This is a genomic window from Pseudomonas sp. ACN5 (assembly GCF_002303975.1).
Taxonomy (GTDB): Bacteria; Pseudomonadota; Gammaproteobacteria; order Pseudomonadales; family Pseudomonadaceae; genus Aquipseudomonas; species Aquipseudomonas laurylsulfatiphila.
This window is the reverse complement of record NZ_MRCP01000010.1, coordinates 28,864-54,972: the sequence shown is the minus strand read 5'-3', so window position 1 is coordinate 54,972 and position 26,109 is coordinate 28,864. Positions and strand designations below refer to the sequence as shown.

At 61.9% G+C, this 26,109-nt stretch carries 23 protein-coding genes, 1 tRNA gene and 1 riboswitch; of the genes, 19 read left to right on the top strand and 5 right to left on the bottom strand.

The features are described 5' to 3' along the window. Positions 1 to 76: 76 nt before the first annotated feature. Together BSF40_RS19080 and BSF40_RS19075 are read left to right on the top strand one after the other, a co-directional pair. Positions 77 to 1,018 carry a folate-binding protein YgfZ gene (locus tag BSF40_RS19080; RefSeq protein WP_095966278.1) on the top strand — a complete coding sequence of 314 codons (942 nt, stop codon included), beginning with the start codon at positions 77 to 79 and terminating at the stop codon, positions 1,016 to 1,018. Positions 1,019 to 1,039: 21 nt separating this feature from the next. Continuing rightward, positions 1,040 to 1,861: an HDOD domain-containing protein gene (locus BSF40_RS19075; protein ID WP_095966277.1), complete on the top strand. Its 822-nt coding sequence runs from the start codon at positions 1,040 to 1,042 to the stop codon at positions 1,859 to 1,861. Positions 1,862 to 1,977: 116 nt separating this feature from the next. Here the strand turns inward: BSF40_RS19075 and BSF40_RS19070 are convergent, their stop codons facing one another. Both BSF40_RS19070 and BSF40_RS19065 read right to left on the bottom strand, forming a co-directional pair. Next, positions 1,978 to 3,366: a sensor histidine kinase gene (locus tag BSF40_RS19070; RefSeq protein WP_095966276.1), complete on the bottom strand. Its 1,389-nt coding sequence runs from the start codon at positions 3,364 to 3,366 to the stop codon at positions 1,978 to 1,980. Further along, complete coding sequence (locus BSF40_RS19065) at positions 3,359 to 4,030, bottom strand: response regulator (RefSeq protein ID WP_095966275.1); 672 nt, start codon at positions 4,028 to 4,030, stop codon at positions 3,359 to 3,361. Before BSF40_RS19065 ends, BSF40_RS19070 begins: the two co-directional genes overlap by 8 nt. 442 nt (positions 4,031 to 4,472) lie before the next feature. Here BSF40_RS19065 and BSF40_RS19060 point away from each other — a divergent pair, with 442 nt between their 5' ends. From BSF40_RS19060 to BSF40_RS19045, 4 genes are read left to right on the top strand one after another with little or no spacing between them, the layout of a single operon-like run. Then, entirely contained in the window at positions 4,473 to 5,450 is a 978-nt protein-coding gene (locus BSF40_RS19060; protein WP_095966274.1) for a tripartite tricarboxylate transporter substrate binding protein, read from the top strand. A 58-nt stretch (positions 5,451 to 5,508) separates the two neighbouring features. Next, the gene (locus tag BSF40_RS19055; RefSeq protein ID WP_007979809.1) at positions 5,509 to 5,967 is read left to right on the top strand and encodes a tripartite tricarboxylate transporter TctB family protein; all 459 of its coding nucleotides are present in this window, start codon (positions 5,509 to 5,511) and stop codon (positions 5,965 to 5,967) included. A gap of 1 nt (position 5,968) precedes the next feature. After that, positions 5,969 to 7,483, top strand: a complete 1,515-nt coding sequence (locus BSF40_RS19050; protein WP_007979812.1) for a tripartite tricarboxylate transporter permease — start codon at positions 5,969 to 5,971, stop codon at positions 7,481 to 7,483. After that, entirely contained in the window at positions 7,476 to 8,516 is a 1,041-nt protein-coding gene (locus BSF40_RS19045; RefSeq protein WP_095966273.1) for an AbrB family transcriptional regulator, read from the top strand. The genes BSF40_RS19050 and BSF40_RS19045 overlap by 8 nt, the downstream gene beginning before the upstream one ends. A 101-nt stretch (positions 8,517 to 8,617) precedes the next feature. Here BSF40_RS19045 and ung read toward each other — a convergent pair whose 3' ends face one another. Next, positions 8,618 to 9,310 (bottom strand): uracil-DNA glycosylase, encoded by a 693-nt coding sequence (gene ung, locus BSF40_RS19040; protein WP_008050720.1) that lies wholly within the window; start codon positions 9,308 to 9,310, stop codon positions 8,618 to 8,620. A 132-nt stretch (positions 9,311 to 9,442) separates the two neighbouring features. On the opposite strand from ung, the gene BSF40_RS19035 reads away from it, so the two are divergent. Further along, a complete protein-coding gene (locus BSF40_RS19035; protein ID WP_095966272.1) occupies positions 9,443 to 10,555 on the top strand; it encodes an enoyl-CoA hydratase/isomerase family protein in 1,113 nt (370 codons plus the stop codon). 135 nt (positions 10,556 to 10,690) lie between these two features. Here the strand turns inward: BSF40_RS19035 and BSF40_RS19030 are convergent, their stop codons facing one another. Further along, on the bottom strand, positions 10,691 to 11,158 hold the full coding sequence (locus tag BSF40_RS19030; RefSeq protein ID WP_095966271.1) for a hypothetical protein: 468 nt from the start codon (positions 11,156 to 11,158) through the stop codon (positions 10,691 to 10,693). A 167-nt stretch (positions 11,159 to 11,325) separates the two neighbouring features. Then, positions 11,326 to 11,574: a hypothetical protein gene (locus BSF40_RS19025; RefSeq protein WP_095966270.1), complete on the bottom strand. Its 249-nt coding sequence runs from the start codon at positions 11,572 to 11,574 to the stop codon at positions 11,326 to 11,328. A 283-nt stretch (positions 11,575 to 11,857) separates the two neighbouring features. Then, positions 11,858 to 11,958, top strand: a riboswitch (guanidine-I (ykkC/yxkD leader). Positions 11,959 to 12,018: 60 nt separating this feature from the next. Between BSF40_RS19025 and BSF40_RS19020 the strand changes: the two genes are divergently transcribed. The 12 genes from BSF40_RS19020 (at position 12,019) to BSF40_RS18965 (ending at position 25,943) form a co-directional block, all read left to right on the top strand. Beyond that, positions 12,019 to 13,086: a putative urea ABC transporter substrate-binding protein gene (locus BSF40_RS19020; RefSeq protein WP_095966269.1), complete on the top strand. Its 1,068-nt coding sequence runs from the start codon at positions 12,019 to 12,021 to the stop codon at positions 13,084 to 13,086. Between the two features lie 15 nt (positions 13,087 to 13,101). Next, a complete protein-coding gene (locus tag BSF40_RS19015) occupies positions 13,102 to 13,917 on the top strand; it encodes an ABC transporter permease (protein WP_095966268.1) in 816 nt (271 codons plus the stop codon). Continuing rightward, positions 13,914 to 14,702, top strand: coding sequence for an ABC transporter ATP-binding protein (locus BSF40_RS19010; RefSeq protein ID WP_095966267.1), 789 nt, complete (start codon positions 13,914 to 13,916; stop codon positions 14,700 to 14,702). Before BSF40_RS19015 ends, BSF40_RS19010 begins: the two co-directional genes overlap by 4 nt. A 13-nt stretch (positions 14,703 to 14,715) precedes the next feature. Then, positions 14,716 to 15,441, top strand: a complete 726-nt coding sequence (locus BSF40_RS19005; protein ID WP_095966266.1) for an urea amidolyase associated protein UAAP1 — start codon at positions 14,716 to 14,718, stop codon at positions 15,439 to 15,441. Between the two features lie 11 nt (positions 15,442 to 15,452). After that, on the top strand, positions 15,453 to 16,094 hold the full coding sequence (locus tag BSF40_RS19000) for an urea amidolyase associated protein UAAP2 (RefSeq protein ID WP_095966265.1): 642 nt from the start codon (positions 15,453 to 15,455) through the stop codon (positions 16,092 to 16,094). A gap of 316 nt (positions 16,095 to 16,410) precedes the next feature. Then, complete coding sequence (gene uca, locus BSF40_RS18995) at positions 16,411 to 20,052, top strand: urea carboxylase (RefSeq protein ID WP_095966264.1); 3,642 nt, start codon at positions 16,411 to 16,413, stop codon at positions 20,050 to 20,052. 25 nt (positions 20,053 to 20,077) lie between these two features. After that, positions 20,078 to 21,856, top strand: a complete 1,779-nt coding sequence (gene atzF / locus BSF40_RS18990; RefSeq protein WP_095966263.1) for an allophanate hydrolase — start codon at positions 20,078 to 20,080, stop codon at positions 21,854 to 21,856. A gap of 211 nt (positions 21,857 to 22,067) precedes the next feature. Further along, positions 22,068 to 23,561 carry a sensor domain-containing diguanylate cyclase gene (locus BSF40_RS18985; protein WP_095966262.1) on the top strand — a complete coding sequence of 498 codons (1,494 nt, stop codon included), beginning with the start codon at positions 22,068 to 22,070 and terminating at the stop codon, positions 23,559 to 23,561. Further along, on the top strand, positions 23,548 to 23,766 hold the full coding sequence (locus BSF40_RS18980; protein WP_007979840.1) for a cysteine-rich CWC family protein: 219 nt from the start codon (positions 23,548 to 23,550) through the stop codon (positions 23,764 to 23,766). Before BSF40_RS18985 ends, BSF40_RS18980 begins: the two co-directional genes overlap by 14 nt. A 33-nt stretch (positions 23,767 to 23,799) precedes the next feature. After that, positions 23,800 to 24,492: a pseudouridine synthase gene (locus tag BSF40_RS18975; protein WP_095966261.1), complete on the top strand. Its 693-nt coding sequence runs from the start codon at positions 23,800 to 23,802 to the stop codon at positions 24,490 to 24,492. Positions 24,493 to 24,804: 312 nt separating this feature from the next. After that, complete coding sequence (locus tag BSF40_RS18970; RefSeq protein ID WP_095966260.1) at positions 24,805 to 25,689, top strand: alpha/beta fold hydrolase; 885 nt, start codon at positions 24,805 to 24,807, stop codon at positions 25,687 to 25,689. Between the two features lie 180 nt (positions 25,690 to 25,869). Further along, positions 25,870 to 25,943 (top strand) — tRNA-Gly (locus BSF40_RS18965). Positions 25,944 to 26,109: the final 166 nt, after the last annotated feature.

Here is a 26,109-nt window from a genome sequence, read left to right as displayed (position 1 = left end):
GTGATCCTTTGTGAACTACCCATTTCGAAGGCGGCCCCTTATGATGTCCACCAGACTTTTTACCCTGCGATGACCCATGGCCGATTCTGCTTTTTTCTGCACGCTTTCTCATGAAGGTGTTCTCGCGGTCCGCGGCGCGGACGCCAGCAAATTCCTGCAAGGCCAACTGACCTGCAATCTCAACTACCTGAGCGATTCCCGGGCCAGCCTCGGCGCGCGCTGCACGCAGAAAGGCCGGATGCAATCGAGCTTTCGCATCCTGCTCGAGGGTGACGGCGTGGTCCTGGCCATGGCCAGCGAATTGCTCGAACCGCAACTGGCGGACCTGAAAAAGTACGCGGTGTTTTCCAAATCGAAACTGACCGACGAGAGTGCCGCCTGGGTCCGCTTCGGCATTGACCACGGCGACGCCGCACTGGCCAGCCTCGGCCTGGACCTGCCGGCAGAAACCGACAGCGTGGTGCGCAACGACGGGCTGATCGCCATCCGTGTTTCGCCGCAACGCGCCGAGTTGTGGGTTGCCGCCAGTCTTGCCGATGCAGTCAAAGGCAAGCTGTCGGCGGTGCTGAGCGAAGGTGACCTGAATCAATGGTTGCTGGGCCAGGTCCGTGCCGGGATCGGCCAGGTCATGCCCGGCACCCGCGAGTTGTTCATCCCGCAGATGCTCAACCTGCAAGCGGTCGGCGGCGTGAGCTTCAAGAAAGGTTGCTACACCGGCCAGGAAATCGTCGCGCGCATGCAGTACCTGGGCAAACTCAAGCGTCGCCTGTATCGCCTGCAACTGGCTGCCGGCGAGCTGCCGGAACCGGGTATGGCGCTGTTCTCCCCGACCCATGGCAGCTCTATCGGCGAAGTGGTGCTGGCTGCCCGCGCCGGGCAAGGCATTGAGCTCCTGGCGGTGTTGCAAGCCGAAGCGGCAGACAGTGGAGACATCCACCTGGGGGCGCTCGAAGGGCCGTCCTTGCAGCTGCTCGACCTGCCTTATGAACTGGATCGCGATCGCGAAATCCAGCAATAACGGCAGCACTAGAGAGACTCAATGAGCGAACTGGCGGAAAAGGTCCAACAGGATTTGGTTGAGGCCATCAATAACGATGACCTGGTTCTGCCAACGTTACCGGAAGTGGCCCTGCAAATTCGCAAGGCCGCGGAAAACCCGGAAGTCAGCGTCAGTACCCTGAGCAAAGTGATCGGCCGTGATACCGCGCTGTCGGCGCGCCTGATCAAAGTGGTCAACAGCCCGCTGTTGCGCGCGACCCAGGAAGTGACTGACCTGCACACCGCGATCACTCGCCTGGGCATCAACTACAGCTGCAACCTGGCGATCGGCCTGGTCATGGAGCAGATTTTCCACGCCCGCTCCGACGTGGTGGAACAGAAAATGCGCGAAGTCTGGCGCAAAAGCCTGGAAATTGCCGGCGTCAGCTATGCCCTGTGCCGCAGTTACACCCGGCTCAAGCCCGACCAGGCCGCCCTTGGCGGGCTGGTGCATCAGATCGGCGTACTGCCGATCCTGACCTACGCCGAAGATCACTATGAACTGCTGTCCGACCCGGTCAGCCTCAACCATGTGATCGACCGGATTCATCCCGTGATCGGCAAAAAACTGCTCAAGGTCTGGGACTTTCCCGACATGCTGGTGCAGGTACCGCAGCTCTACCTGAATTTCAAACGCCAGTCGGCGCAGGTCGACTATGTGGATCTGGTGCAGGTGGCCAGCCTGTATTGCCACAAGGACACCGACCATCCGTTCGCTCCTATTGATCCGTTGAGCGTGCCGGCCTTCCATGCAATTGGCATCGACATCGACGATGAGGCGATGTGCGCCGACCTGGAAGAAACCCGCACGATGTTTTACTGATCAAAGACCGCGTCGCCCCCTTCGCGAGCAAGCCCGCTCCCACATTGGATCTATGCAACACCACAAATCCCTGTGGGAGCGGGCTTGCTCGCGAAGGGGCCTGAACAGACGCTGCATCACTCCCCCGCAACAAAACTCACCCGCACCTTCAACCCCGCCCGCTCACCATCGTGCAGGCTGATCTGCGCCAGATGCGCGCGGCAGATCTCGCCGACAATCGCCAACCCCAACCCTGAACCGGCCACTTGCTGATTGCGCCGGTAAAAGCGTTCGAATACCCGGTCGCGCTCCTCAAGAGGAATGCCGGGGCCATCATCTTCGACTTCCAGCACGGCGGGGGCCGAGACCCGCAGAATCACGTTGCCGCCTGGCGGGGTATGAGCCAGGGCGTTATCCACCAGATTGCTCAGCAGTTCGTTCAATAGCGTCGGCTCGCCCCGCAACCAGACCGGTTCATCCGCTTCCAGCGCCAGCGCGATGCCGCGCTTGTGGGCCAACGGCGCCATGGCCATGCCCAGTTCCCGGGCCAATTGACTGAGGTCGAGCAACTGCGCGCCCCCCTCGGCAATCGCCCGGGCGCCATTTTCGACCCGTGCCAGGGAAAGCAGCTGATTGGCCAGATGGGTCAAGCGATCAGTGCCCTGGGCGGCGGTCTCCAGCGTGCTGCGCCAGGTCTCGGGCTCGCCCGAGCGCATGCCCAACTCCAGTCTCGCCTTGAGGGCTGCCAATGGCGTGCGCAGCTCGTGGGCGGCGTCGGCTATGAATTGCGCCTGCTTCTCGAACTGTCCTCGTAGACGCTCGGTAAAGTGATTGAGGGCGCGCACCAGCGGCCACAATTCGCGCTGCACTTCCACCAATGGCAAGGGGCGCAGATCGTCCGGCTGGCGCTCTTCCACCGCCGTGCGCAAGCGCTCCAGCGGGCGCAACGCGGCACTCACCGCAAACCACACCAGCATCAACGCACCGATTGCCAGCATGCCCAGACGCAGCAAGGTATCCGCCGCCAGACTGCGGGCCATGCTGACGCGCGCCTCATCGGTTTCGGCCACGCGGATTTCCGCCATGCCGTTCATGTTGGGCTCGCTCACGGGCTTGAGCAGGCTCACCACGCGCACGTTCTGCCCGCGGTACTGGGCGTTGTAGAAACGTGCCAGCGCCGGGTAGTCGTCGGTGCGCGGCGTTCCCGGCGGTGGCGCGGGCAGGTTTTCGTAACCGGAAATCAGCTTCTGATTGATATCGTTGACCAGGTAGAAAATTCGCCCGGCACTGTCGTAGGCAAAGGTATCGAGGGCCACGTAGGGCACGTCGGCACTCAGGGTGCCGTCGCGCTGGGAGACGCCGGCGGCGATGGTGCGCGCCGAGGCCAGCAAGGTCCGGTCATAGGCCGTGTCGGCGGCTTCACGACCGTTCCAGTAGGCGCTCAACCCGCTGGCCAGCATCAACACCACCAGCAACAGCGCCAGGTTCCACAACAACCGCCAGCGCAGGCTGCTGGGCTTATGCATCGCGGCTTTCCAGCAAGTAACCGAGGCCACGGAAGGTCACGATGGCGACCGGCTGGCCATCCAGTTTCTTGCGCAGGCGGTGCACGTAGATTTCGATCGCATCGGGACTGGCCTCTTCATCCAGACCGAACACTTGCGACGCCAGTTGCTCCTTGCTCATCACCCGCCCGGGGCGCGCGATCAGGGCTTCGAGTACCGCCTGTTCGCGGGAGGTCAGGGTGAGCAATTCATCACCGAGGGTGAAACGCCGGGTTTCCAGGTCATAGGCCAGCACACCACAACGCTGGATACGTTCACCGCCCAGCACACTGCGGCGCAGCAACGCCTTGACCCGGGCTTCGAGTTCGGTCAGTTCGAACGGCTTGGCCAGGTAATCGTCGGCGCCGAGGTTCAGGCCATGGACCCGATCCTTGACGTCGCTGCGGGCGGTCAGCATCAGTACCGGCAGGTTCTTGCCCCGCGCCCGCAGGCGCGCCAGCACTTCGAAACCATCCATGCGCGGCAAGCCGACATCGAGGATCGCCATGGCGTATTCCTCGCTGCCCAGCGCCAGGTCGGCGGCCACGCCATCGTGCAGGACGTCCACGGTCAGCCCGGTGCTCTTGAGCGCCTGGGCGACACTTTCGGCGAGCTGCAAATGGTCTTCGACGAGCAGGACACGCATGGATCTATACCTCGTTCAGGGATGGCCGACGCCATTCTTTGGCGCGGAGTTTACAGCCGCAATCACCGCTGTGAAGCCCGAAAAACCGTGAAAGCCCGCTGAAAGGTTAGCGAAAGGTTGGGTGGTTAGAGTCGCCCCACGGATGGTTTCGACTGCCGACCATCGAATCGTAGTTTGAAAACGTGCTTTGACATGTAACTACCGAAAAACGCCTCGAAGCGTTTTCGCCAATAAGAACAATAAACGAGGTACTGCACCATGCTGTCCACACAGCTTCAGGCTTGCCCGCCCCGCCCTTTCTCTTGCTCCCCGATGTTTACGCTTGCCAGCGCCGAAGCCGGCTGCCCGTCGTTCGATCCGTGCGGATTCGAACACGCCAGCACCGCGCGAAATCGTCGCACCTGAATCATCCTCAAAAACAAAAACTCCACTGGAGACAAAAATGAATCGTTCAATGCGCCGTTTCGCCCTCGCCGCCAGCTGTGTGCTGTTCGCCGGCCAACTCATGGCCGAGCCTAAACGCCCGGAATGCATCGCCCCGGCCTCGCCAGGTGGTGGTTTCGACCTGACCTGCAAACTGGCGCAAAGCGCGCTGGTCAACGAAAAACTGCTGACCAAACCGATGCGGGTGACCTACATGCCCGGCGGTGTCGGTGCGGTGGCGTACAACGCGGTGGTCGCCCAGCGTCCGGCCGATGCCGGTACGTTGGTGGCCTGGTCCAGTGGTTCGCTGCTGAACCTGGCCCAAGGCAAGTTCGGTCGTTTTGATGAAAGCAATGTGCGCTGGCTGGCCGCCGTCGGCACCAGCTACGGCGCTATCGCGGTGAAGAGCGATTCGCCCTACAAGACCCTCGACGATCTGGTCCAGGCCCTGAAGAAAGATCCGAGCAAAGTGGTGATCGGTTCCGGCGGCACCGTCGGCAGCCAGGACTGGATGCAGACCGCGTTGATCGCCAAGGCCGCCGGGATCAATCCGCGTGACCTGCGTTACGTCGCCCTCGAAGGGGGCGGCGAGATCGCCACGGCCCTGCTCGGCGGTCACATCCAGGTTGGCAGCACCGACATTTCCGACTCCATGCCACACATCCTCAGTGGTGATATGCGCCTGCTGGCGGTGTTCTCCGACAAGCGTCTGGACGAGCCGGAAATGAAGAACATCCCGACCGCCCGCGAACAAGGCTACGACATCGTCTGGCCGGTGGTACGCGGTTTCTACCTGGGGCCGAAGGTCAGCGACGAGGACTACGCCTGGTGGAAGGATTCCTTCGACAAACTGCTGGCTTCACCGGAGTTCGCCAAGTTGCGCGACCAGCGTGAACTGTTCCCGTTCGCCATGACCGGCCCGGAGCTGGACACCTATGTGAAGAAGCAGGTCGCGGACTACAAAGTGCTGGCCAAAGAGTTCGGCCTGATCCAGTGATCGTCTCTGTCTAGCGGCTGCGACTCCGCTTGGCGGAGTCGCAGCACAGGAGTTCCTCATGCTCTTACAACGCATTTTTGCTTCGGTGCTGTTGCTGGCCTGTCTCGGCCTGGCATTGATGGCGTGGCCGTACCAAGCGGCTTTTTCCTACGAACCGGTGGGGCCTCGGGCCTTTCCACTGCTGATGCTCGGCCTGATGGGCTCAGCGCTGTTGTACATGGTGTTCCGTCCGGCACCGATCAAGCACAGTGCCGACGAGCCGCCGCTGGATCGCGAAACCCTGACCAAGATCGGCATCTGCGTGGTGCTGTTGCTGGTGTTCGCCGGCACCTTCGAGCCCCTGGGTTTCATCGTCGCCAGCATCCTGATCGGCGTGCCCATGGCGCGACTGTATGGCGGTCGCTGGGTGCCAAGCATCGTGATCATCAGCTTGATGGCCGTCGGCCTCTACCTGCTGTTCGACAAGTTGATGGACGTACCGCTGCCCTTGGGCGTGCTCGACGTTCTGGAGAACTGATATGGATACTCTTGGCTATTTGGGTCAGGGTTTCGGCGTCGCGCTGAGCCCGTACAACCTGGTGACTGCACTCTGCGGAACCCTGATCGGTACAGTGGTCGGCCTGTTGCCAGGCCTGGGGCCGATCAACGGCGTGGCGTTGCTGATTCCGATCGCATTCGCCCTCGGCCTGCCACCGGAGTCGGCACTGATCCTGCTGGCGGCGGTGTACCTGGGTTGCGAATACGGCGGCCGGATCAGCTCGATTCTGCTGAACATTCCGGGTGAAGCGTCCACCGTTATGACCACCCTCGACGGTTACCCGATGGCCCGCAAAGGCCTGGCCGGTGTAGCACTGTCGCTGTCGGCATGGAGCTCGTTCATCGGTGCCTTTATCGCGACCTGCGGCATGGTGCTGTTCGCCCCGCTGCTGGCGAAATGGGCGATTGCCTTCGGCCCCGCGGAATATTTTGTACTGATGGTATTTGCGATTGTCTGCCTCGGCGGCATGGCCGGCGACCGTCCGCTGAAGACGTTCATCGCGGCGCTGATCGGTCTGTTCCTGTCGACCGTCGGCATCGACGCCAACAGCGGTGTGTATCGCTTCACCGGGGACAACATTCACCTGACCGACGGTATCCAGTTCGTCGTGCTGGTGCTGGGCTTGTTCTCCATCAGCGAAATCCTCCTGCTGCTGGAAAAAACCCACCACGGCCAGGAAGCGGTTAAAGCCACCGGCCGGATGATGTTCAACTTCAAGGAAGCGGCGTCGGTGTTCGTGGTGAACATCCGTTGCGGTGTACTGGGTTTCATCATGGGCGTATTGCCGGGTGCCGGTGCGACCCTGGCCAGTGCCGTGGCCTACATGACCGAAAAACGCATGGCGGGTGCCAAGGGTACTTTCGGCCAGGGTGACATGCGCGGCCTCGCGGCGCCGGAAACCGCCATCGGTGGCGCGGCTTGCGGTGCGCTGGTGCCGATGCTGACCCTCGGCGTTCCAGGTTCCGGCACCACGGCGGTGATGATCGGTGCATTGTCGCTGTACAACATCACCCCCGGCCCGCTGTTGTTCCAGCAGCAACCGGACATCGTATGGGGCCTGATCGCTTCGCTGTTCATCGCCAACGTGATGCTGGTGATCCTCAATATCCCGATGATCCGCATCTTTACCCGCATCCTCGCCGTGCCGAACTGGGCGCTGGTGCCGGTGATCGCGATCATCACCGGGATCGGTGTCTACGCGGTGCACGCGACAACGTTCGACTTGTTCCTGATGATCGGCATCGGCATCTTCGGTTATATCCTGCGCAAGCTGGACTTCCCGTTGTCGCCGGTATTGCTGGGCTTCATCCTCGGAGGATTGATGGAACAAAACCTGCGCCGCGCCCTGTCGATTTCCAACGGTGCGCTGGAAATCCTCTGGTCGAGCCCGATCACCTTCGGTTGCTGGATCCTGACGGCGATCATGCTGCTGATGCCACTCATCCGTATCTGGCGCAAACGTTCGGCCGCGCAACGCATCATCCCCGATGTCTGATCGAACACCCTTCAAAGCCTGGTGGGGAACCCCGCTGGTCGGCCTGCTGGGCGGTTACCTCGCCAGCCAGGTCGGCTGGCCTTTGCCGTGGATGGTCGGCTCGTTGCTGGCGATCATCCTCGTGCGCTGCCTGACCCCCTGGCAACTGGCCGAAATCCCTGGCGGCCGCAAGTGCGGCCAGTGGATCGTCGGCATCGGCATCGGCCTGCACTTCACCCCGCTGGTGATGGAGCAAGTGCTGAGTCATTTCGGCCTGATCTTCTTCGGTGCGTTGGTCACCAGCCTGTCCGCCGTGGTCGGCGTGTGGCTGATGCGCCGTACCGGTGAAGATCGCGCCACCGCGTTCTTTTCCAGCATGCCCGGCGGTTCCGGGGAGATGGTCAACCTCGGCGCACGTAATGGTGCAGTGCTCAGCCGTGTCGCGGCGGGGCAAAGTTTACGGGTGTTGGTGGTGGTGCTGTGCGTACCGGCAGCCTTCAAGTATTTGCTGGGTGACGGTGCGCCGATTTCCCACGCGGGCAGCATCGATTGGCGCTGGCTGGCGGTGCTGTTTCCTGCTGGCGCACTGGCGGCCTGGATCTGGGAACGCCTGCATCAACCCAACCCCTGGCTGTTCGGGCCTTTGCTGGTCAGTGCGGCGGTCAGCATCGGCTGGGACCTGCACATCGGCTTGCCCAACGGCGGCAGCCAGATCGGTCAGTGGTTGATCGGCAGCGGTCTGGGCTGTCACTTCAACCGGCAGTTTTTCCGGCGTGCGCCATCGTTCATGGGCCGCACCTTGATCGGCACGGTGCTGACCATGCTGATTGCGACTGCCGCAGCACTGGGCTTGAGTGCGCTGACCCACCTGGATCTGCGCTCACTGACATTGGGCATGATGCCGGGCGGTATTGCCGAGATGAGCCTGACGGCGGAGACCCTGCAATTGTCGGTGCCGCTGGTGACGGCGATGCAGGTGATGAGGTTGCTGTTTGTGCTGTTTCTGGCGGAGCCGTTGTTCAAGTATTGGAACCGCAACCCGGATTCAGACTGATGGACCGAGTCGCCTTCTTCGCGAGCAAGCCCGCTCCCACAGGGTTCGCGTGATCCTTGTGGGAGCGGGCTTGCTCGCGAAGAGGCCCTCGAAATCAACGCTTAAACCGGCGGCAACCGCCACTCGATCGGCGTCTCGCCATTCTGCTCCAGAAACTTGTTGGTGCGGCTGAAGTGCCCGCAACCGAGGAAGCCGCGATAGGCGGACAGCGGTGACGGGTGCACCGAGGTCAACACCAGGTGCTTGGTCGCATCGATCAGCTTCTGCTTGCTTTGGGCATGGGCGCCCCACAGCATGAACACCAGGTGCGGCTGCTGCTGGCTGACCACTTCAATGACCCGATCGGTGAAAAACTGCCAGCCCTTGTCCTTGTGGGCATTGGCGTTGGCGCGCTCGACGGTCATGGTGGTGTTGAGCATCAGCACGCCCTGATCGGCCCAGCTCTGCAAGTAACCATGGTTGGGGATGTCGATGTTCAGGTCGCGCTTGAGCTCTTTATAGATGTTCACCAGCGACGGTGGCGCCGGCACGCCGGGTTGCACCGAGAAGCACAAACCGTGGGCCTGGCCCGGGCCGTGATAGGGATCCTGACCGAGGATCACCACCTTGACCTTGTCCAGCGGCGTGGAATTGAGCGCGTTGAAAATCATCGGCCCCGGCGGATAGATCTCCTTGCCGGCCGCCCGCTCCTGTTGCAGGAAGTTTCGCAACTCTGCCATGTAAGGCTGGTCGAATTCGGCACGCAGTGCCTCCTTCCAGCCCGGTTCGAGTTTGATACGGTCGTCAGCAGTCATGGTTACATCCGGCAAAAACAATGGGGCGAACCCTAGGAAAGCTCACCACGCTTGTCAATTGATCTGATACAGATCCGGCACTTTCCCACACAGCGATCATACTTAACCCTCAAATTCCCGATCGAGGTCACGATGAATCTGCACTTCGAAGAACTCACCGGCACCGACGGCGCACGCATCGGCATCGCCAGTCTGGATGCCGAAAATTCCCTGAACGCCCTGTCCCTGCCCATGATCAACGCCCTGCGCGACCGCATGGAAGCCTGGGCCAAGGAGCCGCAGATCGTCTGCGTCCTGTTGCGCGGCAATGGCGCCAAGGCCTTTTGCGCCGGCGGTGAAGTGCGCAGCCTGGTGGAAGCCTGTCGCGTCCATCCGGGTGAAGTACCGCCACTGGCTGCGCAGTTTTTTGCGGCGGAGTATCGCCTGGACTTCAAGCTGCACACCTACCCCAAGCCGTTGATCTGCTGGGGGCACGGCTATGTGCTCGGCGGTGGCATGGGACTGTTGCAAGGAGCGAGCACCCGGATCGTCACACCGAGCAGCCGCCTGGCCATGCCGGAGATCAGCATCGGCCTGTACCCGGATGTTGGCGCCAGTTGGTTCCTGTCGCGCCTGCCCGGCAAGCTCGGGTTGTTCCTGGGCCTGACCGGCGCCCATATGAACGGGCGGGATGCCATCGATCTGGACCTGGCGGATCGTTTTCTGCTCGATGAGCAGCAGCCGAAGTTGATCGAAGGCTTGCTGCAATTGAATTGGCAGGAACAGACACCCATGCAGCTCAACAGCCTGCTCAAGGCCTTGCAGCAGGAAGCCGTGGCGCAGATGCCCGAAGCCCAGTGGCTGCCGCGCCGTCGGCAGATCGACGAGCTACTGGATGTCAGCGATGTGCGTTGCGCCTGGAAGGCCATCAGCGCCCTGCGCGACCACAGCGATCTGTTGCTCAGCCGCGCGGCCAGGACTCTGAGCGAAGGCGCGCCGCTGACCGCGCATCTGGTATGGGAGCAGATCATCCGGGCCCGGCACCTGTCGCTGGCCGAAGTCTTCCAGATGGAATACACCCTGAGCCTCAACTGCTGTCGTCATCCGGAATTCAGCGAAGGCGTACGTGCGCGGTTGATCGACAAGGATCAGAAGCCGCACTGGCACTGGCCAGACATCAACACCGTGCCGGACTCGGTGGTCGAGGCGCATTTTCACAAGGCCTGGGAAGGTCGGCATCCGCTGGCGGATTTGTCCGAATACTAGAGCCTGGACATAAAAATGTGGGAGCGGGCTTGCTCGCGAAAGCGGTGTGTCAGTCAACATCAATGTTGCTGAGATGACGCCTTCGTCGGAACGCCGCCCGGAGCAAGCCCGCTCCCACATTAGAACTGCGATTGGCTATCGGTGGCCGCCCCGCCCGTTACGATAGCCGCGACCGTTACCGCGATAGTCGTTGTTCCAGTTCCCGCGGTTACGGCCGTCCCAGCCATGGTTCTGATGCGTGCGGTAGTCGCCCCGCGACGGCTGATAATAACGAGGGGCCGACTGGTAATGGCGAGACGATTGATACATCCGCGGCGGCGAGTAATGGCGCGACGGCTGATACACCCGCGGTTGTGAGTAATAGCGCGGTGTCGGCTGGTAATACCGCGCTGGAGGCACGTAATACCGGGGCGGTGGTGTGTAGTAACCGCCACCATTGGAGTAGTAGGAACTCCCTCCGGCGTAATAGGTTGGCGATGGTGAGGTATAGACCTCGGAACTGTAGTAACTGCCTCCTTCATCGTAGTAAGGCACGCACCCACCAAGGGACAATCCCAACACTGCAAGCAGTAGAATTCGGCGCAGCTTTTTTTGACAGAGCATGGCGGCCTCCTGGACCGCGGATGAGCCACACCAGCGACGCTGGCAGGCGACAGTCAAATGTTCGGTGACTGTCGAAAGATCAGACACCGAATTCGGAATCTGGTGCGTCCCCGAAACAAGTAGAAACATCTGCCCGATGAAAGGTTTTTCATCCATTCACGCCCTGATCAACGGTGTCCACCACGATGTCCACCGCCATGATGTCCACCACCGTGACCACGGTAGTAACCATGCCCGCCGTAGTAATAGGCGCGATAACCACCGTAATAGCGCGGACCGTAGTAACCGTAGTAATAGGGCGAGTAATAGCCGGGGTAGTAATAAGATCCCCCGTAGTAATCGGCAGGACCGTCGTAGTAGTAGCAGCCAGACAATCCGAGACCGAGCACTGCTCCCAACAACAATCGACGTAACATGGCGGCCTCCGTAAAGACCTGTGACAGCAGTCGGCACACACCGGCTGACACCTGTTTTGACTGGCAATCCCCTGCCAAGTGCGATGTCGCACCCACCTTCTGATCAGCGGCGGACAGGTTCCAATGCGGTGCACCCACGCACCATCACAAGGCAGTACGCCTTTCCAATCAACACCGTCGACCTCCCCGTCGCCCGAGCTAGAGCGCTCGGGCCAACTTGGCACGCCTCTCGCTTTAACAACCGGGTGCAGGAGTCACTACAGGTTCGCGGCACCACAATTTGCAAATGGCTGACTAGGGTTCCGGCTCGCAAACGCGAGTGACTGGTCCGAGAGTTGGCGACCTCCAGTTGAGGTTACACGGCGGGACAAAAGCCCGGGAGACAAGCCACCGTTAGCGGTGCCGCTGCCGTCCTGTCCGTCCTTGATCAACTGGAGAACCACCATGTCCCAGCTTCGTTTACCCGCCCTGCTCGCCGCTGCGTTCGCAGCCCTCGTGAGCTTCTCGTCCCAGGCTGCCCAAAAAGACCACTTCAGCGTGTGCTGGACCATTTACGCCGGCTGGATGCCGTGGGAGTACGCCGGCAGCCAGGGCATCGTCGACAAATGGGCGAAGAAGTACGGCATCCAGATCGACGTGGTGCAGCTCAATGACTATGTCGAATCGATCAACCAGTACACCGCCGGCCAGTTCGACGGTTGCACCATGACCAACATGGACGCGCTGACCATTCCGGCCGCCGGCGGCGTCGACAGCACCGCGCTGATCGTCAGCGATTTCTCCAACGGCAACGACGGCATCGTGCTCAAGGGTGAAGGCAAGACAGTCGCCGACCTCAAGGGCATGGACGTCAACCTGGTGGAGCTCTCGGTCTCCCATTACCTGCTGGCCCGGGCGCTGGATTCGGTGGACCTCACCGAGAAAGACCTGAAAGTGGTCAACACCTCCGACGCCGATATCTCCGCCGCCTTCAACACCGAACAGGTCAACGCCGTCACCACCTGGAACCCGATGCTCTCGGACATCAAGGCCAAGCCCGCGGTGACTGAAGTGTTCAACTCGAGCCAGATCCCCGGCGAAATCATGGACATGATGGTGGTCAACAGCGCCACCCTCAAAGACAACCCGGCCCTCGGCAAAGCACTGACCGGTGCCTGGTTTGAAGTGGTCGAGTTGATGAACGCGAAAAACGCCGCCGGCAAAGCCGCGCTGGAGCACATGGCCAAGGCCTCGGGCACTGACCTGGCGGGTTTCCAGGCGCAATTGGACACCACCAAGTTGTTCGCCACGCCCAAGGAAGCCCTGGCGTTCAGCACCAGCAAGCAACTGCCGGAAACCATGCGCAAAGTCGCCGAGTTCTCCTTCCAGCACGGCTTGCTGGGTGAAGGCGCCAAGGACACCAGCGCGGTCGGCATGGCCTTCGCCAACGGCGTGACCAGCGGCGACAAAGGCAACCTCAAGCTGCGTTTCGACCCGAGCTACGTGCAGTTGGCCGCCGACGCCAAGCTGTAATCAGGAGAACCGGCCATGCGCCTGATCAACCGTCACCTGGACCGCCCGAGTCGCCTGTTGTTGGTGATCCTGCCGTTCGCCCTGGTGCTGTTCGCCTATTTCATGGGCTCGGCCGAGCGACTACTGGACAACCCCAACGACAAGCTGCTGCCCAGCGCCGTGCAGATGAGCGATGCGGTGAAACGCCTGGCCTTCGTGGCCGACACCCGCACCGGCGAATACCTGCTCTGGCAGGACACGGCCTCCAGCCTGCAACGCCTGGCCATCGGCCTGGGCATCAGCGCCCTGGCCGGGCTGTGCCTGGGCATCGCCGCCGGCACCCTGCCGCTGTTCGGTGCGCCGTTGTCACCCTTGCTGACGGTGTTGTCGATGGTGCCACCGCTGGCGATCCTGCCGATCCTGTTCATCGTCTTCGGCCTGGGGGAATTGTCGAAAGTGATGCTGATCGTCATCGGCATCACCCCGGCCCTGGCCCGGGACCTGGAACAGCGTGCCCGGGAGATTCCCGTGGAACTGCTGATCAAGGCCCAGACCCTTGGCGCCTCCACCTGGACCCTGATGCTGCGGGTGGTGTTGCCGCAACTGCTGCCACGGCTGTTGATCTCGCTGCGCTTGATGCTCGGCTCGGCATGGCTGTTCCTGATCGCCGCCGAAGCCATTGCCTCCACTGATGGACTCGGCTACCGGATCTTCCTGGTGCGTCGCTACCTGGCGATGGACGTGATCTTGCCCTACGTGGTGTGGATCACCCTGCTCGCCTGGCTGATGGATTGGGGCCTTAAACGCCTGACCCGACGTGCGTTCCCCTGGTATGAGGGGGCCGCCAAATGAGCTTCATCACCGTTAAAAACGTCTGGCAGCAATACGCCGATCAAGTGGTGCTTGAAGGCCTCAACCTGAACGTCAACGAGGGTGAGTTCTGCACCCTGGTGGGTGCGTCCGGTTGCGGCAAATCGACCTTCCTGCGCCTGCTGCTCGGCCAGGAACGCGCCAGTCGCGGCGAGATCCTGCTCGACGGCCAGCCCTTGGCCGGTGAACCGGACGCCAGCCGTGGCGTGGTGTTCCAGCGCTACTCGGTGTTCCCGCACCTGAGCGTGCTGGACAACGTTGCCCTCGGCCTCGAACTGCCGCGTTCGCCCTTGCTCGGACGCCTGTTCGGCAGCGCGAAAAAAGAGGCCCGCGAACAGGCCTCGGTGCTGCTGCACAAAGTCGGCCTCGGCCATTCGCTGGACAAGTACCCGGCGCAGCTCTCCGGCGGCATGCAACAACGACTGGCCATCGCCCAGGCGCTGATCATGAGGCCGCGGGTGTTGCTGCTCGACGAACCCTTCGGCGCCCTCGATCCGGGCATCCGCAAAGACATGCACGCTTTGCTCCTGGAACTGTGGCGCGAGACCCGGCTGACGGTGTTCATGGTCACCCATGACCTGTCCGAAGGCTTCAGCCTCGGCACGCGCCTGCTGGTGTTCGACAAGGTCCGTCTCGACCCGCACGCCCCCGGCGCCTATGGCGCACGCATCACCTACGACATCCCTTTGAACAGCGACCGCCGCGCCCAGTGCAAAGCCGTCGACGCCCTGCCGCTGCCGGTGGCGGGCACGCTTCGTATCGCTTAGAGGATTTTTCACAATGACTGATTCGACTCAGCTGTTCCCGCCCTTCGCCGAAGACATGCTCCCTGGCGGCGGCCATCGTTCCTTCGTGCTCAAGCGCGGCCAATTGCTGCGCCTGACCGACCTGCGCGGCGGCGCCAACGTCAGCCTGACACTGCTCAACGCCAATGAAAAAACCGAACGGCTGAACCTGCCCGACAGCCTCAAATGCCAACACACCGCCAAGCTCACCGCCGGCCATTGCCTGTATTCGGACATGGGCCGCGTGCTGGCCGCCATCACCGCCGACACCTGCGGCTGGAGCGACAGCCTGGGCGGTGTGCTTTGCGCTGAAGAAGTGGCAGAAAAGTACGGCGCGGGCCGCTACCAGGAACTGCGCAACGGCTTCTTCCGCAACGGCACCGACAACCTGCTGGTGGAACTGGGCAAGTGGGGGCTGGGTCTGTCCGACCTGCTGATGACCCTCAATCTGTTCAGCCGCGTGAACGTCGATGACGCCGGGCGCTTCCATTTCGTCGAGGGCAATTCCAAGGCTGGCGACTACATCGAGTTGTACGCGCCGATGGACACCCTGGTGGTGCTCACCGCCCTGCAGCATCCGATGGATCCATCGCCGGAATATGCACCGAAACCGCTGAAGCTCAGCTGGATGAACGCCGACGCCAGCGTCGCCGAACACTGCCGCACCTCGCGCCCGGAAAACGAGCGCGGCTTCATCAACACCGACCGTCTGTTCGCCTGAGGATCGCTGCCATGTCACTCGCCATCGTCACCCCTGAAAAGCAGCCGGAAACCGCGATCTACCGCGCCACCATCCCCGCCGGCGAACCCTGGCTGATGGAGGTCAAGGCCGGCCAGACACTGCGCATTCTTGATCTGGAAGGTAATCAGGCCGTCGACACCTTGTTCTACAGCGTCGCCAATCCCAAGGAACGCTACGACGTGCAGTGCACGTTGCGTCGGCAGAACAGCGTGTACCTGAGCACCGGCAGCGTGCTGTATTCCAACCTTGGCAAACCGATGCTGACCATAGTCGCCGACACTTGCGGGCGTCACGACACCCTTGGCGGGGCCTGTGCGCAAGAGAGCAATACCGTGCGCTACGCCCTGGAGAAACGCTACATGCACAGCTGCCGCGACAACTACCTGCGCGCCTGCGTCCACGACGGACGCCTGGGCAAGGGCGACATCGGGCCGAACATCAACTTCTTCATGAACGTGCCGGTCACCGCCGACGGCGGCTTGACGTTCGAAGACGGGATTTCCGCGCCGGGCAAGTACGTCGACCTGCGCGCCGAGATGGACGTGATCGTGCTGATCTCCAACTGCCCGCAACTGAACAACCCGTGCAACGCCTACAACCCGACACCGGCGGAGCTACTGGTATGGAACTGAAACTCGCACGTTTGCGCCGCTGGATGTTCACCCTGTGCCAGGCCCGTTCAGGCCAGTGCCTCAGAAAGTAAAAGCCACCACCGCCCCCTGTAGGAGCGAGCTTGCTCGCGAAAAACCCAAGAGCGCCGCTGGGTATCTGGTTTTACGCGTAATCGTTCACGACCATCGCGAGCAAGCTCGCTCCTACATGGGGCCAATGGTGTTTTGGAACGAATTGATTCTGCCACCGGGGACGACCCCGATGCCTTTCGAAAAACTGCGGGACGGCCCGCATCCCAGTCGAGGCTGATGCGCAATCGCCTCCGGGGGTTATGCCATGTTCGAAAAAGTCCTGATTGCCAACCGTGGCGCCATTGCCTGCCGCATCCTGCGGACCTTGCGTGAACTGCACGTGCAGGGGGTCGCCGTTTACTCTGAAGCCGACGCGGCCAGCCTGCACATCCTGCAGGCCGACGAGGCGCACAGCCTCGGGGAAGGCGCCGCCGCCGGCACGTACCTGGCGGTCGATAAAATCCTCGCCATCGCCAAAGCCAGCGGCGCCACGGCGATCCATCCCGGTTACGGCTTCCTCTCGGAAAACGCCACATTCGCCGAAGCCTGCGAAGCTGCCGACATCGCCTTCATCGGCCCGACCCCGGAACAACTGCGGGTGTTCGGCCTCAAGCACACCGCCCGCGCCCTGGCCCGACAACAGGGTGTGCCCATGCTTGAAGGCACCGAGTTACTCGAGAGCCTCGACGCAGCATTGATCGCCGGTGAACAAGTCGGCTACCCGGTGATGCTCAAGAGCACCGCCGGCGGTGGCGGCATCGGCATGCGCGTGTGCCGCAGCGCGACCGAGTTGAGCGAATCCTTCGAAGCGGTCAAGCGCCTGGGCCAGAACAATTTCAGCGACGCCGGGGTGTTCATCGAGAAGTACATCCAGCGTGCCCGTCACCTGGAAGTGCAGGTATTCGGCGACGGCCACGGCGAAGTGATCGCCCTTGGCGTACGCGACTGTTCGGTGCAGCGTCGCAACCAGAAAGTCCTCGAGGAAACCCCGGCACCGAACCTGCCCGAGGGCATGGCCGATGAACTGTGCGCGGCGGCGATCAAACTGGCCAAAGCGGTGAACTACCGCAGCGCCGGCACCGTGGAGTTCGTCTTCGACAGCGATGCCCGGCGTTTCTATTTCCTGGAAGTGAACACCCGTTTGCAGGTGGAACACGGTGTCACCGAACAGGTGTGGGGCGTCGACCTGGTGCGCTGGATGGTGCAACTGGCGGCCGGTGAGCTGCCGCCACTGAGCGATCTGGTACAGGGTTTGAAGCCGCAGGGTCATGCGATTCAGGCACGGTTGTATGCCGAGGATCCGGGACGTGATTTCCAGCCAAGCCCCGGTTTGCTCACGGCGGTGAATTTCCCTGACGCCGACGGCAAACGACTGCGCATCGACACCTGGGTCGAAGCGGGCTGCGAGATCCCGCCCTACTTCGACCCAATGATCGCCAAGGTCATCAGTTGGGCGCCGACGCGCGAAGAGGCCGTTGCGGACCTGCATCAGGCACTGGGTGCCAGCTTGCTCTACGGCGTGGAAACCAACCGCGATTACCTGCGCCAGATCCTCCTGGATGCGCCTTTCGCCAGCGGCCAGCCGTGGACCCGTTGCCTGGAAGGCCTGGTCTATCAGGCCAACACGTTCGAAGTACTCAGCGCCGGTACGCAAACCAGTGTTCAGGATTATCCGGGGCGCCTCGGTTACTGGGCGGTCGGCGTGCCGCCTTCAGGGCCGATGGACAGTCGCGCGCTGCGCCTGGGTAACCGTTTGCTGGGCAATGACGAAGGCGCGGCGGCGCTGGAAATCACCATGAGCGGGCCGCTGCTGCGCTTCAATTGCGAGGCGGTGGTGGCGGTGATCGGGGCGGTGATTCCATTGCTGCTCGACGGTCAAAGCGTGCCGATGAACACTGCGCTGGTGGTTCCGGCAGGCGCCAGCTTGAGCCTTGGCACCATCGCCGGTGCGGGCGCCCGCAGTTATCTGTGCCTGCGTGGCGGCCTGCAGGTACCGGATTATCTGGGCAGCAAAAGCACCTTCACGCTGGGGCAATTTGGCGGGCACGGTGGCCGCGCCTTGCGGGCCGGCGACGTGTTGCACCTGCCAGCGCTGAATGACCGCAGCGCCGGTCAGCAACTGGCTGAAGAGCAGGTCACCGAGTTGCCGGCGGTTCGGCAAATCCGCGTGATCTACGGCCCCCACGGTGCGCCGGAATACTTCACCGAAAACTACATCGGCACCTTCTTCGCCACCCAGTGGGAAGTGCATTTCAACTCCAGCCGCACCGGTGTGCGGCTGATCGGGCCGAAGCCGGAATGGGTGCGTGCTGACGGTGGCGAGGCGGGTTTGCATCCGTCGAACATTCACGACAATCCGTATGCGATTGGTGCCGTGGATTTCACCGGTGACATGCCGGTCATCCTCGGCCCGGATGGCCCAAGCCTTGGCGGGTTCGTGTGCCCGGTGACGGTGATCGAGGCGGATCTTTGGCAGCTTGGTCAACTGAAGGCGGGGGACAAGGTGCAGTTCTCCCCCATCGACCTCAAGACCGCCCGCACCCTTGCCCTGAAATGGGATCAATCCTGTAGGAGCGAGCTTGCTCGCGATGGTGTGTCAGCCACCCTGATGTCGACTGACACACCTTCGCGAGCAAGCCCGCTCCCACAGGGGGTTGTGTCGCCTGTGGTGCTGGATATCGGTCAGGGAGATACGCGGCTGGTTGCACGACTGTCGGGCGACACGCATTTGCTGCTGGAAATCGGCGCCCCTGAATTGGATCTGGTCCTGCGCTTCCGCGCCCACGCCCTCATGCAAGCCCTGGAAAGCCAACACCTGCACGGCGTGATCGACCTGACGCCAGGCATCCGCTCACTGCAAGTCCACTATCAACCCGAACAACTGCCACTGGCCGACCTGCTCGGCATCGTCACCGGCGAATGGGACGCCGTGTGCGCCGCCAAAGACCTGCAAGTGCCCTCGCGCATCGTCCATCTGCCGCTGTCCTGGGACGACCCGGCGTGCCAGTTGGCCATCGAGAAATACATGACCACGGTGCGCAAAGACGCGCCCTGGTGCCCGAGCAACCTGGAGTTCATCCGGCGCATCAACGACCTGCCGAACCTCGATGAAGTGCAACGCACGGTGTTCGACGCCAGTTACCTGGTGATGGGCCTGGGTGACGTTTACCTCGGCGCGCCAGTCGCCACCCCGCTCGATCCGCGCCATCGCCTGGTCACCACCAAGTACAACCCGGCGCGCACCTGGACCGCGGAAAACTCGGTGGGCATCGGTGGCGCCTACATGTGCGTCTACGGCATGGAAGGCCCCGGCGGTTATCAGTTTGTCGGGCGCACGCTACAGATGTGGAACCGCTACCGTGAAGTTGCTGCGTTCGATGGCAAGCCATGGTTGCTGCGGTTTTTCGACCAGATCCGTTTCTACCCGGTCAGCGCCGATGAACTGCTGCGCATTCGCCAGGATTTCCCCCTCGGGCGCTTCAACCTGAACATCGAACACAGTCAGTTGAACCTGGCGGATTACCAGGCGTTTCTGACGCAGGAAGCCGAGACCATCGGCGCGTTTCGCAAGCAGCAAAAAAGCGCGTTCAATGCCGAGCGTGAGCGCTGGATCACCAGCGGCCAGGCGCATTTCGACAGCGAAGAGCCGGCCCCGGAGACGACCGAGGAGGCGCCGCTGGCCAGCGGTCAACAGAGCGTCGACAGCCACATCGCCGGCAACCTCTGGCAGGTTCAGGTCGAGGCCGGCAAGCGCGTCGCGGCCGGTGATGTGCTGGTGATCCTGGAGTCGATGAAGATGGAAATCCCCCTGCTCGCCCCCATGGCCGGTGTGGTGCGCGAGGTGCGCGTGCAACCGGGTTCGGCGGTGCGCGCCGGACAGCGCGTCGTGGTGCTGGAACTTGACTGAACCCATTTTGAAAAGGACGCATGCCATGAATATCAATCTGCAACTCGACGCCCTGCGCAGCGCCTACCGCGACGGCGGCCTCACCCCCCGGCAATTGCTGGCGAACCTGCGGGACAAAGCTGCGGCGCTGAATCCGGACTATCACCTGTTCATCCACCTGCTCAGCGCCGAGGAACTGGAGCCGTACCTCGCCGCCCTCGACGGTCGCGACCTCGACAGCCTGCCGCTGTACGGCGTGCCATTCGCGATCAAGGACAACATCGACCTGGCGGGCATTCCGACCACGGCAGCGTGCCCGGCATTTGCCTACGTGCCGCAGCGTTCGGCGACCATCGTCGAACAACTGCTGGCCCTGGGTGCGATTCCGTTGGGCAAGACCAATCTCGACCAGTTCGCCACCGGGCTCAATGGCAGCCGATCACCCTATGGCGTGTGCCCCAACAGCGTGTTGCCGGAGTATCCGTCGGGCGGCTCCAGCGCCGGATCGTCGCTGGCGGTAGCGCTCGGGGTCGCGAGCTTTTCCCTGGGGACCGACACCGCCGGCTCCGGGCGCGTGCCGGCGGCGTTGAACAACCTGGTCGGCATGAAAGCCACCAAGGGCCTGATCTCGACGGCCGGCGTGGTGCCGGCCTGTCGTACCCTCGATTGCGTCACTACGTTCACCGCCACGGCGCGGGAGGCCAGTCAGTTGCTGGCGCTCACCGCACGCCTCGACCCGCGGGACGAATACAGCCGCAGCAACCCGCTGTGGAATGACGGCTCGGCGTTCGGCACACCACGGCCGTTCCGGTTCGGCGTACCACGTGCACAGGACCTGCAATTCTTTGGATGCCCTGAAGGCCCGTTGTTGTTCGGCGATGCCATCGATCGTCTCAAGGCCTTGGGCGGCGAAGCGGTGGAATTGGACCTGTCGCCGTTTCTGGAGGCCGCACGCTTGCTCTATGAAGGCCCGTGGGTGGCCGAGCGCTACAGCGTGGCCGGGGAGTTGATGGCACAAAACCCCGAGGCCGTGTTGCCGGTGATTCGCGCTGTCTTGGCCAAGGCACCCGCCGTCGACGGCGTGCAGACCTTCCGCGCCCAATACCGGCTGCAAGCGCTCAAAGCCCTGTGCGACGCAGCGCTGGAAGGCCTCGATTGTGTCGTCACGCCCACCATCGGCCGCCCGGTGTCGCTGGCGGAACTCAAGGCCGAACCGGTACTGCGCAATTCGGACCTCGGCTACTACACCAACTTCATGAACCTGCTCGACTACGCCGCCGTCGCCGTGCCCAGCGCCTTCATGGACAACGGCCTGCCATGGGGCGTGACAGTGTTTGGCCGGGCCTTCACCGATCAGTATCTGTTGAGCGTGGCCGATGCCTTGCAGCGACAGCAAGGCCTGGCCGCTCCCGCACCGGCACCGGTTGCCCGCCATGATCGGGCGCGGCTGGTGGTCTGCGGCGCGCATCTGGACGGGCTGGCGTTGAACTGGCAGCTCAGGCAGCGTGGCGCCCGGTTGCTGGAAACGACCTTCAGCTCGCCGGATTATCAACTCCATGCCCTGGCCGGCGGCCCGCCGTTGCGTCCGGGCATGGTCCGCGTGAAGGATGGCGGCGTGGCGATTGCCGTGGAAGTCTGGGAGTTGCCCAGCCGAGAACTGGGTTCGTTCCTGACCGGGATTGCGGCACCGCTGGGATTGGGCAAGGTGCAACTGGCGGACGGTCGCTGGGAGAGCGGGTTTATCTGTGAGGCGTATGGGCTGGAGGGGGCGGTGAACATCAGCCATTTCGGTGGCTGGCGGATGTACCTGAAAACCCTGGGCTAAACACCAGACTCATAACCCTGTGGGAGCGAGCTTGCTCGCGATAGCGGTGTGACATTCAGCCTTGATGTGGCAGACACGCCGCCATCGCGAGCAAGCTCGCTCCCACAAGGTCCGTGCAAGATTTACGACCATTCGCAGCGCACATGGAGCAGTTATTTCCCGGCAGTACCCTTAGAATGCCTGCCATCGGATGACTGCCAATGGAACTGCCATGCCGCTTCGCTCGCCGCTGTACTCTCAACGCTCGTTGGTGCTCACGCTGGTCGCATTGCTGGGCGCAGGCTTCCTCGCCACCTCCTTTCTCAGTTACTACGCCTCCAGGGCCTCGATCCGCGACAATATCGTCAACACCGAACTGCCGCTGACGTCGGACACGGTCTACTCGGAAATCCAGAAAGACCTGGTCAGGCCGATCCTGATTTCCTCGATGATGGCCCGCGACACCTTCATGCGCGACTGGGTGGTCAATGGTGAAAAGGATTCCGACCAGATGACCCGGTACCTCAACGAGGTCATGACCCACTACGGCGCCTACACCGCGTTCTTCGTCTCCAACACCAGCCTGACTTACTACCACGCCAAGGGTGTACTCAAGCAGGTCAAGGCCACCGAGCCCCGCGACGCCTGGTATTTCCGCGTGCGGGACATGAAGGACCCGTACGAGATCAACGTCGACCCGGACCTCGCCAACAAGGACAACCTGACCTTTTTCATCAACTACAAGGTCCACGACTACAACGACCGGTTCATCGGCGCGGCCGGCGTTGGCCTGACCGTCGACGCCGTGATCAAGCTGATCGACAAGTACCAGCAGCGTTATCAGCGCAGCGTATATTTCGTCGACAACTTCGGACGCCTCGTGCTGACAGGCGCCGAAGGCGGTCCGCAGGGTGCGCGCATCGGGCAGAAACTCGGTGAACTGGACGGCATGAAGGACCTGGTCAACCGGCTGCCCAAACCCCACAGCGGCAGCTACGAATATTCCGTGCAGGGCCAGGGGCATTTCCTCAATGTGCGGTTCATCCCGGAACTGAACTGGTACCTGTTCGTCGACAAACGCGAGGACAGCGCCCTGGGTGAAATCCGCCAGTCGCTGTACCTCAACCTGCTGATCTGCCTACTGGTCACGCTGACCGTGCTGGTCCTGCTCAACCAGGTCATCAAGCGCCTTCAGGACAAGATCCAGGCCCAGGCCACCCTCGACAGCCTGACCGAACTGCCCAACCGTCGCGGCTTCGACCTGCTGGCCATACAGGCCATGCACGAAGCCCGGCGCGAGCCCAAACCGCTGTCCGCCTTGCTGCTGGACCTCGACCGCTTCAAGGTGTTGAACGACACCTATGGCCACCTGGCCGGCGATCAGGTATTGAATGGCTTTGCCCAGGATCTGAAGAGCTGCCTGCGGCACGCCGACATCGTCTGCCGCTGGGGCGGTGAAGAGTTCATCGTGCTGCTCAAGGACACCGATGGTCAGACCGGTCTGATAATCGCCGAGAAAATTCGTCGGTACGTGGAGCAACAGAGCTACACCTACAACGGCCAGATCTTGCGAGTGACCGTCAGTATCGGCCTGACCACCCTGCAGCCCGATGACACCTTGCACACCCTGCTGTCACGGGCGGATCATGCGATGTACCGGGCCAAGCAAAGTGGCCGTAACCGAACCTGCGTGGAAATGGCTCACTCCATCCATGAACCAGCCTGACCTCTGCCCCGCCTGCGGCGCACCCAACGACTGCACCCTGGCCGACCCGCGAACCGCCGACCGCGCCTGCTGGTGCTACGGCGTCAGCATCGACCCAGCCGTGCTCCAGGCGCTGCCGGCGCAACTGCGCAATGCCTCGTGCCTGTGCCCGCGCTGCGCCGAGGTCGAGGCGCAGTTGCAAGCAGCGTCCGAATCGATCAAGTAAGATGCGCGCCCCTTTCTTCACTGATCCTTAGTCATGCGTGTCGACCGATTCCTCAGCAACCTGCCGTGCTTCAACCGTAAGCAGGTGCGCCTGTTGCTGGTGGAAAAACGCGTCAGGATCGACGGAAAAGTCGTCAGCGACCCGCACAGCGAAGTCCGCGAGTTCAGCCGCGTCGAAGTCGACAGCGACGTGCTGCAAGTCGGTAAACCCCTGCGCCATTTCATGCTGCACAAACCCGCCGGATGCGTCAGCGCCACCCGGGATCCGCAGCACCCGACCGTGCTCGATTTGATCCATGAGCCGGACAAGGACGAGCTGCACATCGCCGGGCGTCTGGACTTCAACACCACCGGCCTGATGCTGATCACCAACGACGGCAGCTGGTCGCGGCGCCTGACCCAACCGCAGACCAAACTGCCCAAGGTCTATTACGTCGAAACCGAACAGCACATCGGCCCTGAATACGCGATCAAGTTCAACGAAGGGCTGTACTTCGCCTTCGAAGACCTCACCACGCAACCCGCCGGGCTGGAGCTGCTCGGGCCGAAATGCGCGCGCCTGAGCATCGTCGAAGGCCGCTATCACCAGGTCAAGCGCATGTTCGGCCACTTCAACAACAAGGTGATGCGCCTGCACCGCGAACGTATGGGGCCGCTAGAGCTCGACGACGCGTTGAAACCGGGCGAATACCGCCCACTGAGCGCTGAAGAGATCGGATTGATCTAAGCCTGCGACCGCTCAGCAGAAGTTGTCGAACAATTTACCAAAGGCACTTGCGCGATGACGTGACCCCTGCTTGAATCAGGACGTCGGCCGAAATGTGACCGATGAGTCACCCCATACTTCTAAGAAACTTTTTGCCGGTAGGAACCCAGGGGTTCCGGCCTCACCCGGCAGACTGCCCGCCAATAACAATACCCGTCGACCGGACTGCAATGGATCGACATGGGCCTCTCAAATTCCAGGCGTATGCCTACCTGTCACAAAGCTCGTGCAATCTCTATTGCGCGCATACCCGCTTGCCAGGAGTCTTATGACATGAGGCCAGAAATCGCTGTGTTGGATATACAGGGTCAGTATCGGGTTTACACGGAGTTCTATCGCGCAGACGCCGCAGAGAAGACCATTATCCTGGTCAACGGCTCGATGGCCACGACTGCGTCGTTTGCACAAACCGTGAAGAACCTCCATCCGCAGTTCAACGTCGTCTGCTACGACCAACCCTACGCGGGCCGGTCAAAAGCCCACAACCTGCACGAGAAATTGCTGACCAAGGAAGTCGAAGGGCAGATCCTCCTGGAGCTGATCGACCACTTCGCCGCCGAACACGTGCTGTCGTTTTCCTGGGGGGGCGCCGCGACCCTGGTCGCCTTGGCCCAACGGCCACGACGCATCGAAAAAGCCGTGATCAGCTCGTTCTCCCCGGAGATCAACGCGCACATGCTCGACTACCTCGAGCGCGGCGTCGATTACCTCGGCAGCCGGGATGGCGACCGGGTCGGCAACCTGGTGAACAGCACCATCGGCAAACACCTGCCGACCCTGTTCAAGCGCTTCAACTATCGGCACGTCAGCAGCCTGGCCGATCATGAATACGGGCAGATGCACTTCCACATCAGCGACCTGCTGCACAGCGATCGCCAATGCTTTTTCAAAGCGGCGGAAAAAATCAACGTGCCGGTGCTGTTCATGAACGGCGAATGGGACGAATACACCGCCGCCGATGGCGCACGGTTGTTCGCCAACCACGTGCAACACGCCACCTTCACGACCCTTCAGGCCACCGGCCACTTTCTCGACATGGAGCACAAAGCCGCCTGCCGAGACAGCCGCAACGCACTCATGGGGTTCCTGAAACCGGCCCAGCACGATAGCCGACCGCGTTACCACTACGTCCAGGACCACCATGCATTGGCAATCTGAAACAGAGTCATCGCGAGCAAGCTCCGCCCTGCTGAATCAAACCTATTCAGCAGGCGCCAGGCTTGCCCGCGATCGACCGTCATGCGATCCACGCATTATTGGTAAATCGCGTTAAACCCGCCCCACATAAAGAAAAACTTCAAATCGCCGGCTGTATCTGGTACAAAGTCAGCGCTCTGAGCGGGTGTCGTATAATGGCATTACTCCAGCTTCCCAAGCTGATAACGAGGGTTCGATTCCCTTCACCCGCTCCAATCGAATTTTGATCTCACGTCAGAGTGGTTTTGACGGGGGATGCAGAGACAGAAAAAACCGGTCCAAGTGGCCGGTTTTTTTGTGGGCGGGATTTGGGTTAGCGTCTCCAAACCCTGAAAATTAGCGTTTTCGCGCAAAATCCAGGTTTTGTTAACGTTTTACTTG

Bases quoted from the DNA above. Each gene is read 5' to 3' on its own strand.
- BSF40_RS19080 (WP_095966278.1), top strand. From the start codon at position 77: ATGGCCGATTCTGCTTTTTTCTGCACGCTTTCTCATGAAGGTGTTCTC.
- BSF40_RS19075 (WP_095966277.1), top strand. From the start codon at position 1,040: ATGAGCGAACTGGCGGAAAAGGTCCAACAGGATTTGGTTGAGGCCATC.
- BSF40_RS19070 (WP_095966276.1), bottom strand. From the start codon at position 3,366: ATGCATAAGCCCAGCAGCCTGCGCTGGCGGTTGTTGTGGAACCTGGCG.
- BSF40_RS19065 (WP_095966275.1), bottom strand. From the start codon at position 4,030: ATGCGTGTCCTGCTCGTCGAAGACCATTTGCAGCTCGCCGAAAGTGTC.
- BSF40_RS19060 (WP_095966274.1), top strand. From the start codon at position 4,473: ATGAATCGTTCAATGCGCCGTTTCGCCCTCGCCGCCAGCTGTGTGCTG.
- BSF40_RS19055 (WP_007979809.1), top strand. From the start codon at position 5,509: ATGCTCTTACAACGCATTTTTGCTTCGGTGCTGTTGCTGGCCTGTCTC.
- BSF40_RS19050 (WP_007979812.1), top strand. From the start codon at position 5,969: ATGGATACTCTTGGCTATTTGGGTCAGGGTTTCGGCGTCGCGCTGAGC.
- BSF40_RS19045 (WP_095966273.1), top strand. From the start codon at position 7,476: ATGTCTGATCGAACACCCTTCAAAGCCTGGTGGGGAACCCCGCTGGTC.
- ung (WP_008050720.1), bottom strand. From the start codon at position 9,310: ATGACTGCTGACGACCGTATCAAACTCGAACCGGGCTGGAAGGAGGCA.
- BSF40_RS19035 (WP_095966272.1), top strand. From the start codon at position 9,443: ATGAATCTGCACTTCGAAGAACTCACCGGCACCGACGGCGCACGCATC.
- BSF40_RS19030 (WP_095966271.1), bottom strand. From the start codon at position 11,158: ATGCTCTGTCAAAAAAAGCTGCGCCGAATTCTACTGCTTGCAGTGTTG.
- BSF40_RS19025 (WP_095966270.1), bottom strand. From the start codon at position 11,574: ATGTTACGTCGATTGTTGTTGGGAGCAGTGCTCGGTCTCGGATTGTCT.
- BSF40_RS19020 (WP_095966269.1), top strand. From the start codon at position 12,019: ATGTCCCAGCTTCGTTTACCCGCCCTGCTCGCCGCTGCGTTCGCAGCC.
- BSF40_RS19015 (WP_095966268.1), top strand. From the start codon at position 13,102: ATGCGCCTGATCAACCGTCACCTGGACCGCCCGAGTCGCCTGTTGTTG.
- BSF40_RS19010 (WP_095966267.1), top strand. From the start codon at position 13,914: ATGAGCTTCATCACCGTTAAAAACGTCTGGCAGCAATACGCCGATCAA.
- BSF40_RS19005 (WP_095966266.1), top strand. From the start codon at position 14,716: ATGACTGATTCGACTCAGCTGTTCCCGCCCTTCGCCGAAGACATGCTC.
- BSF40_RS19000 (WP_095966265.1), top strand. From the start codon at position 15,453: ATGTCACTCGCCATCGTCACCCCTGAAAAGCAGCCGGAAACCGCGATC.
- uca (WP_095966264.1), top strand. From the start codon at position 16,411: ATGTTCGAAAAAGTCCTGATTGCCAACCGTGGCGCCATTGCCTGCCGC.
- atzF (WP_095966263.1), top strand. From the start codon at position 20,078: ATGAATATCAATCTGCAACTCGACGCCCTGCGCAGCGCCTACCGCGAC.
- BSF40_RS18985 (WP_095966262.1), top strand. From the start codon at position 22,068: ATGCCGCTTCGCTCGCCGCTGTACTCTCAACGCTCGTTGGTGCTCACG.
- BSF40_RS18980 (WP_007979840.1), top strand. From the start codon at position 23,548: ATGAACCAGCCTGACCTCTGCCCCGCCTGCGGCGCACCCAACGACTGC.
- BSF40_RS18975 (WP_095966261.1), top strand. From the start codon at position 23,800: ATGCGTGTCGACCGATTCCTCAGCAACCTGCCGTGCTTCAACCGTAAG.
- BSF40_RS18970 (WP_095966260.1), top strand. From the start codon at position 24,805: ATGAGGCCAGAAATCGCTGTGTTGGATATACAGGGTCAGTATCGGGTT.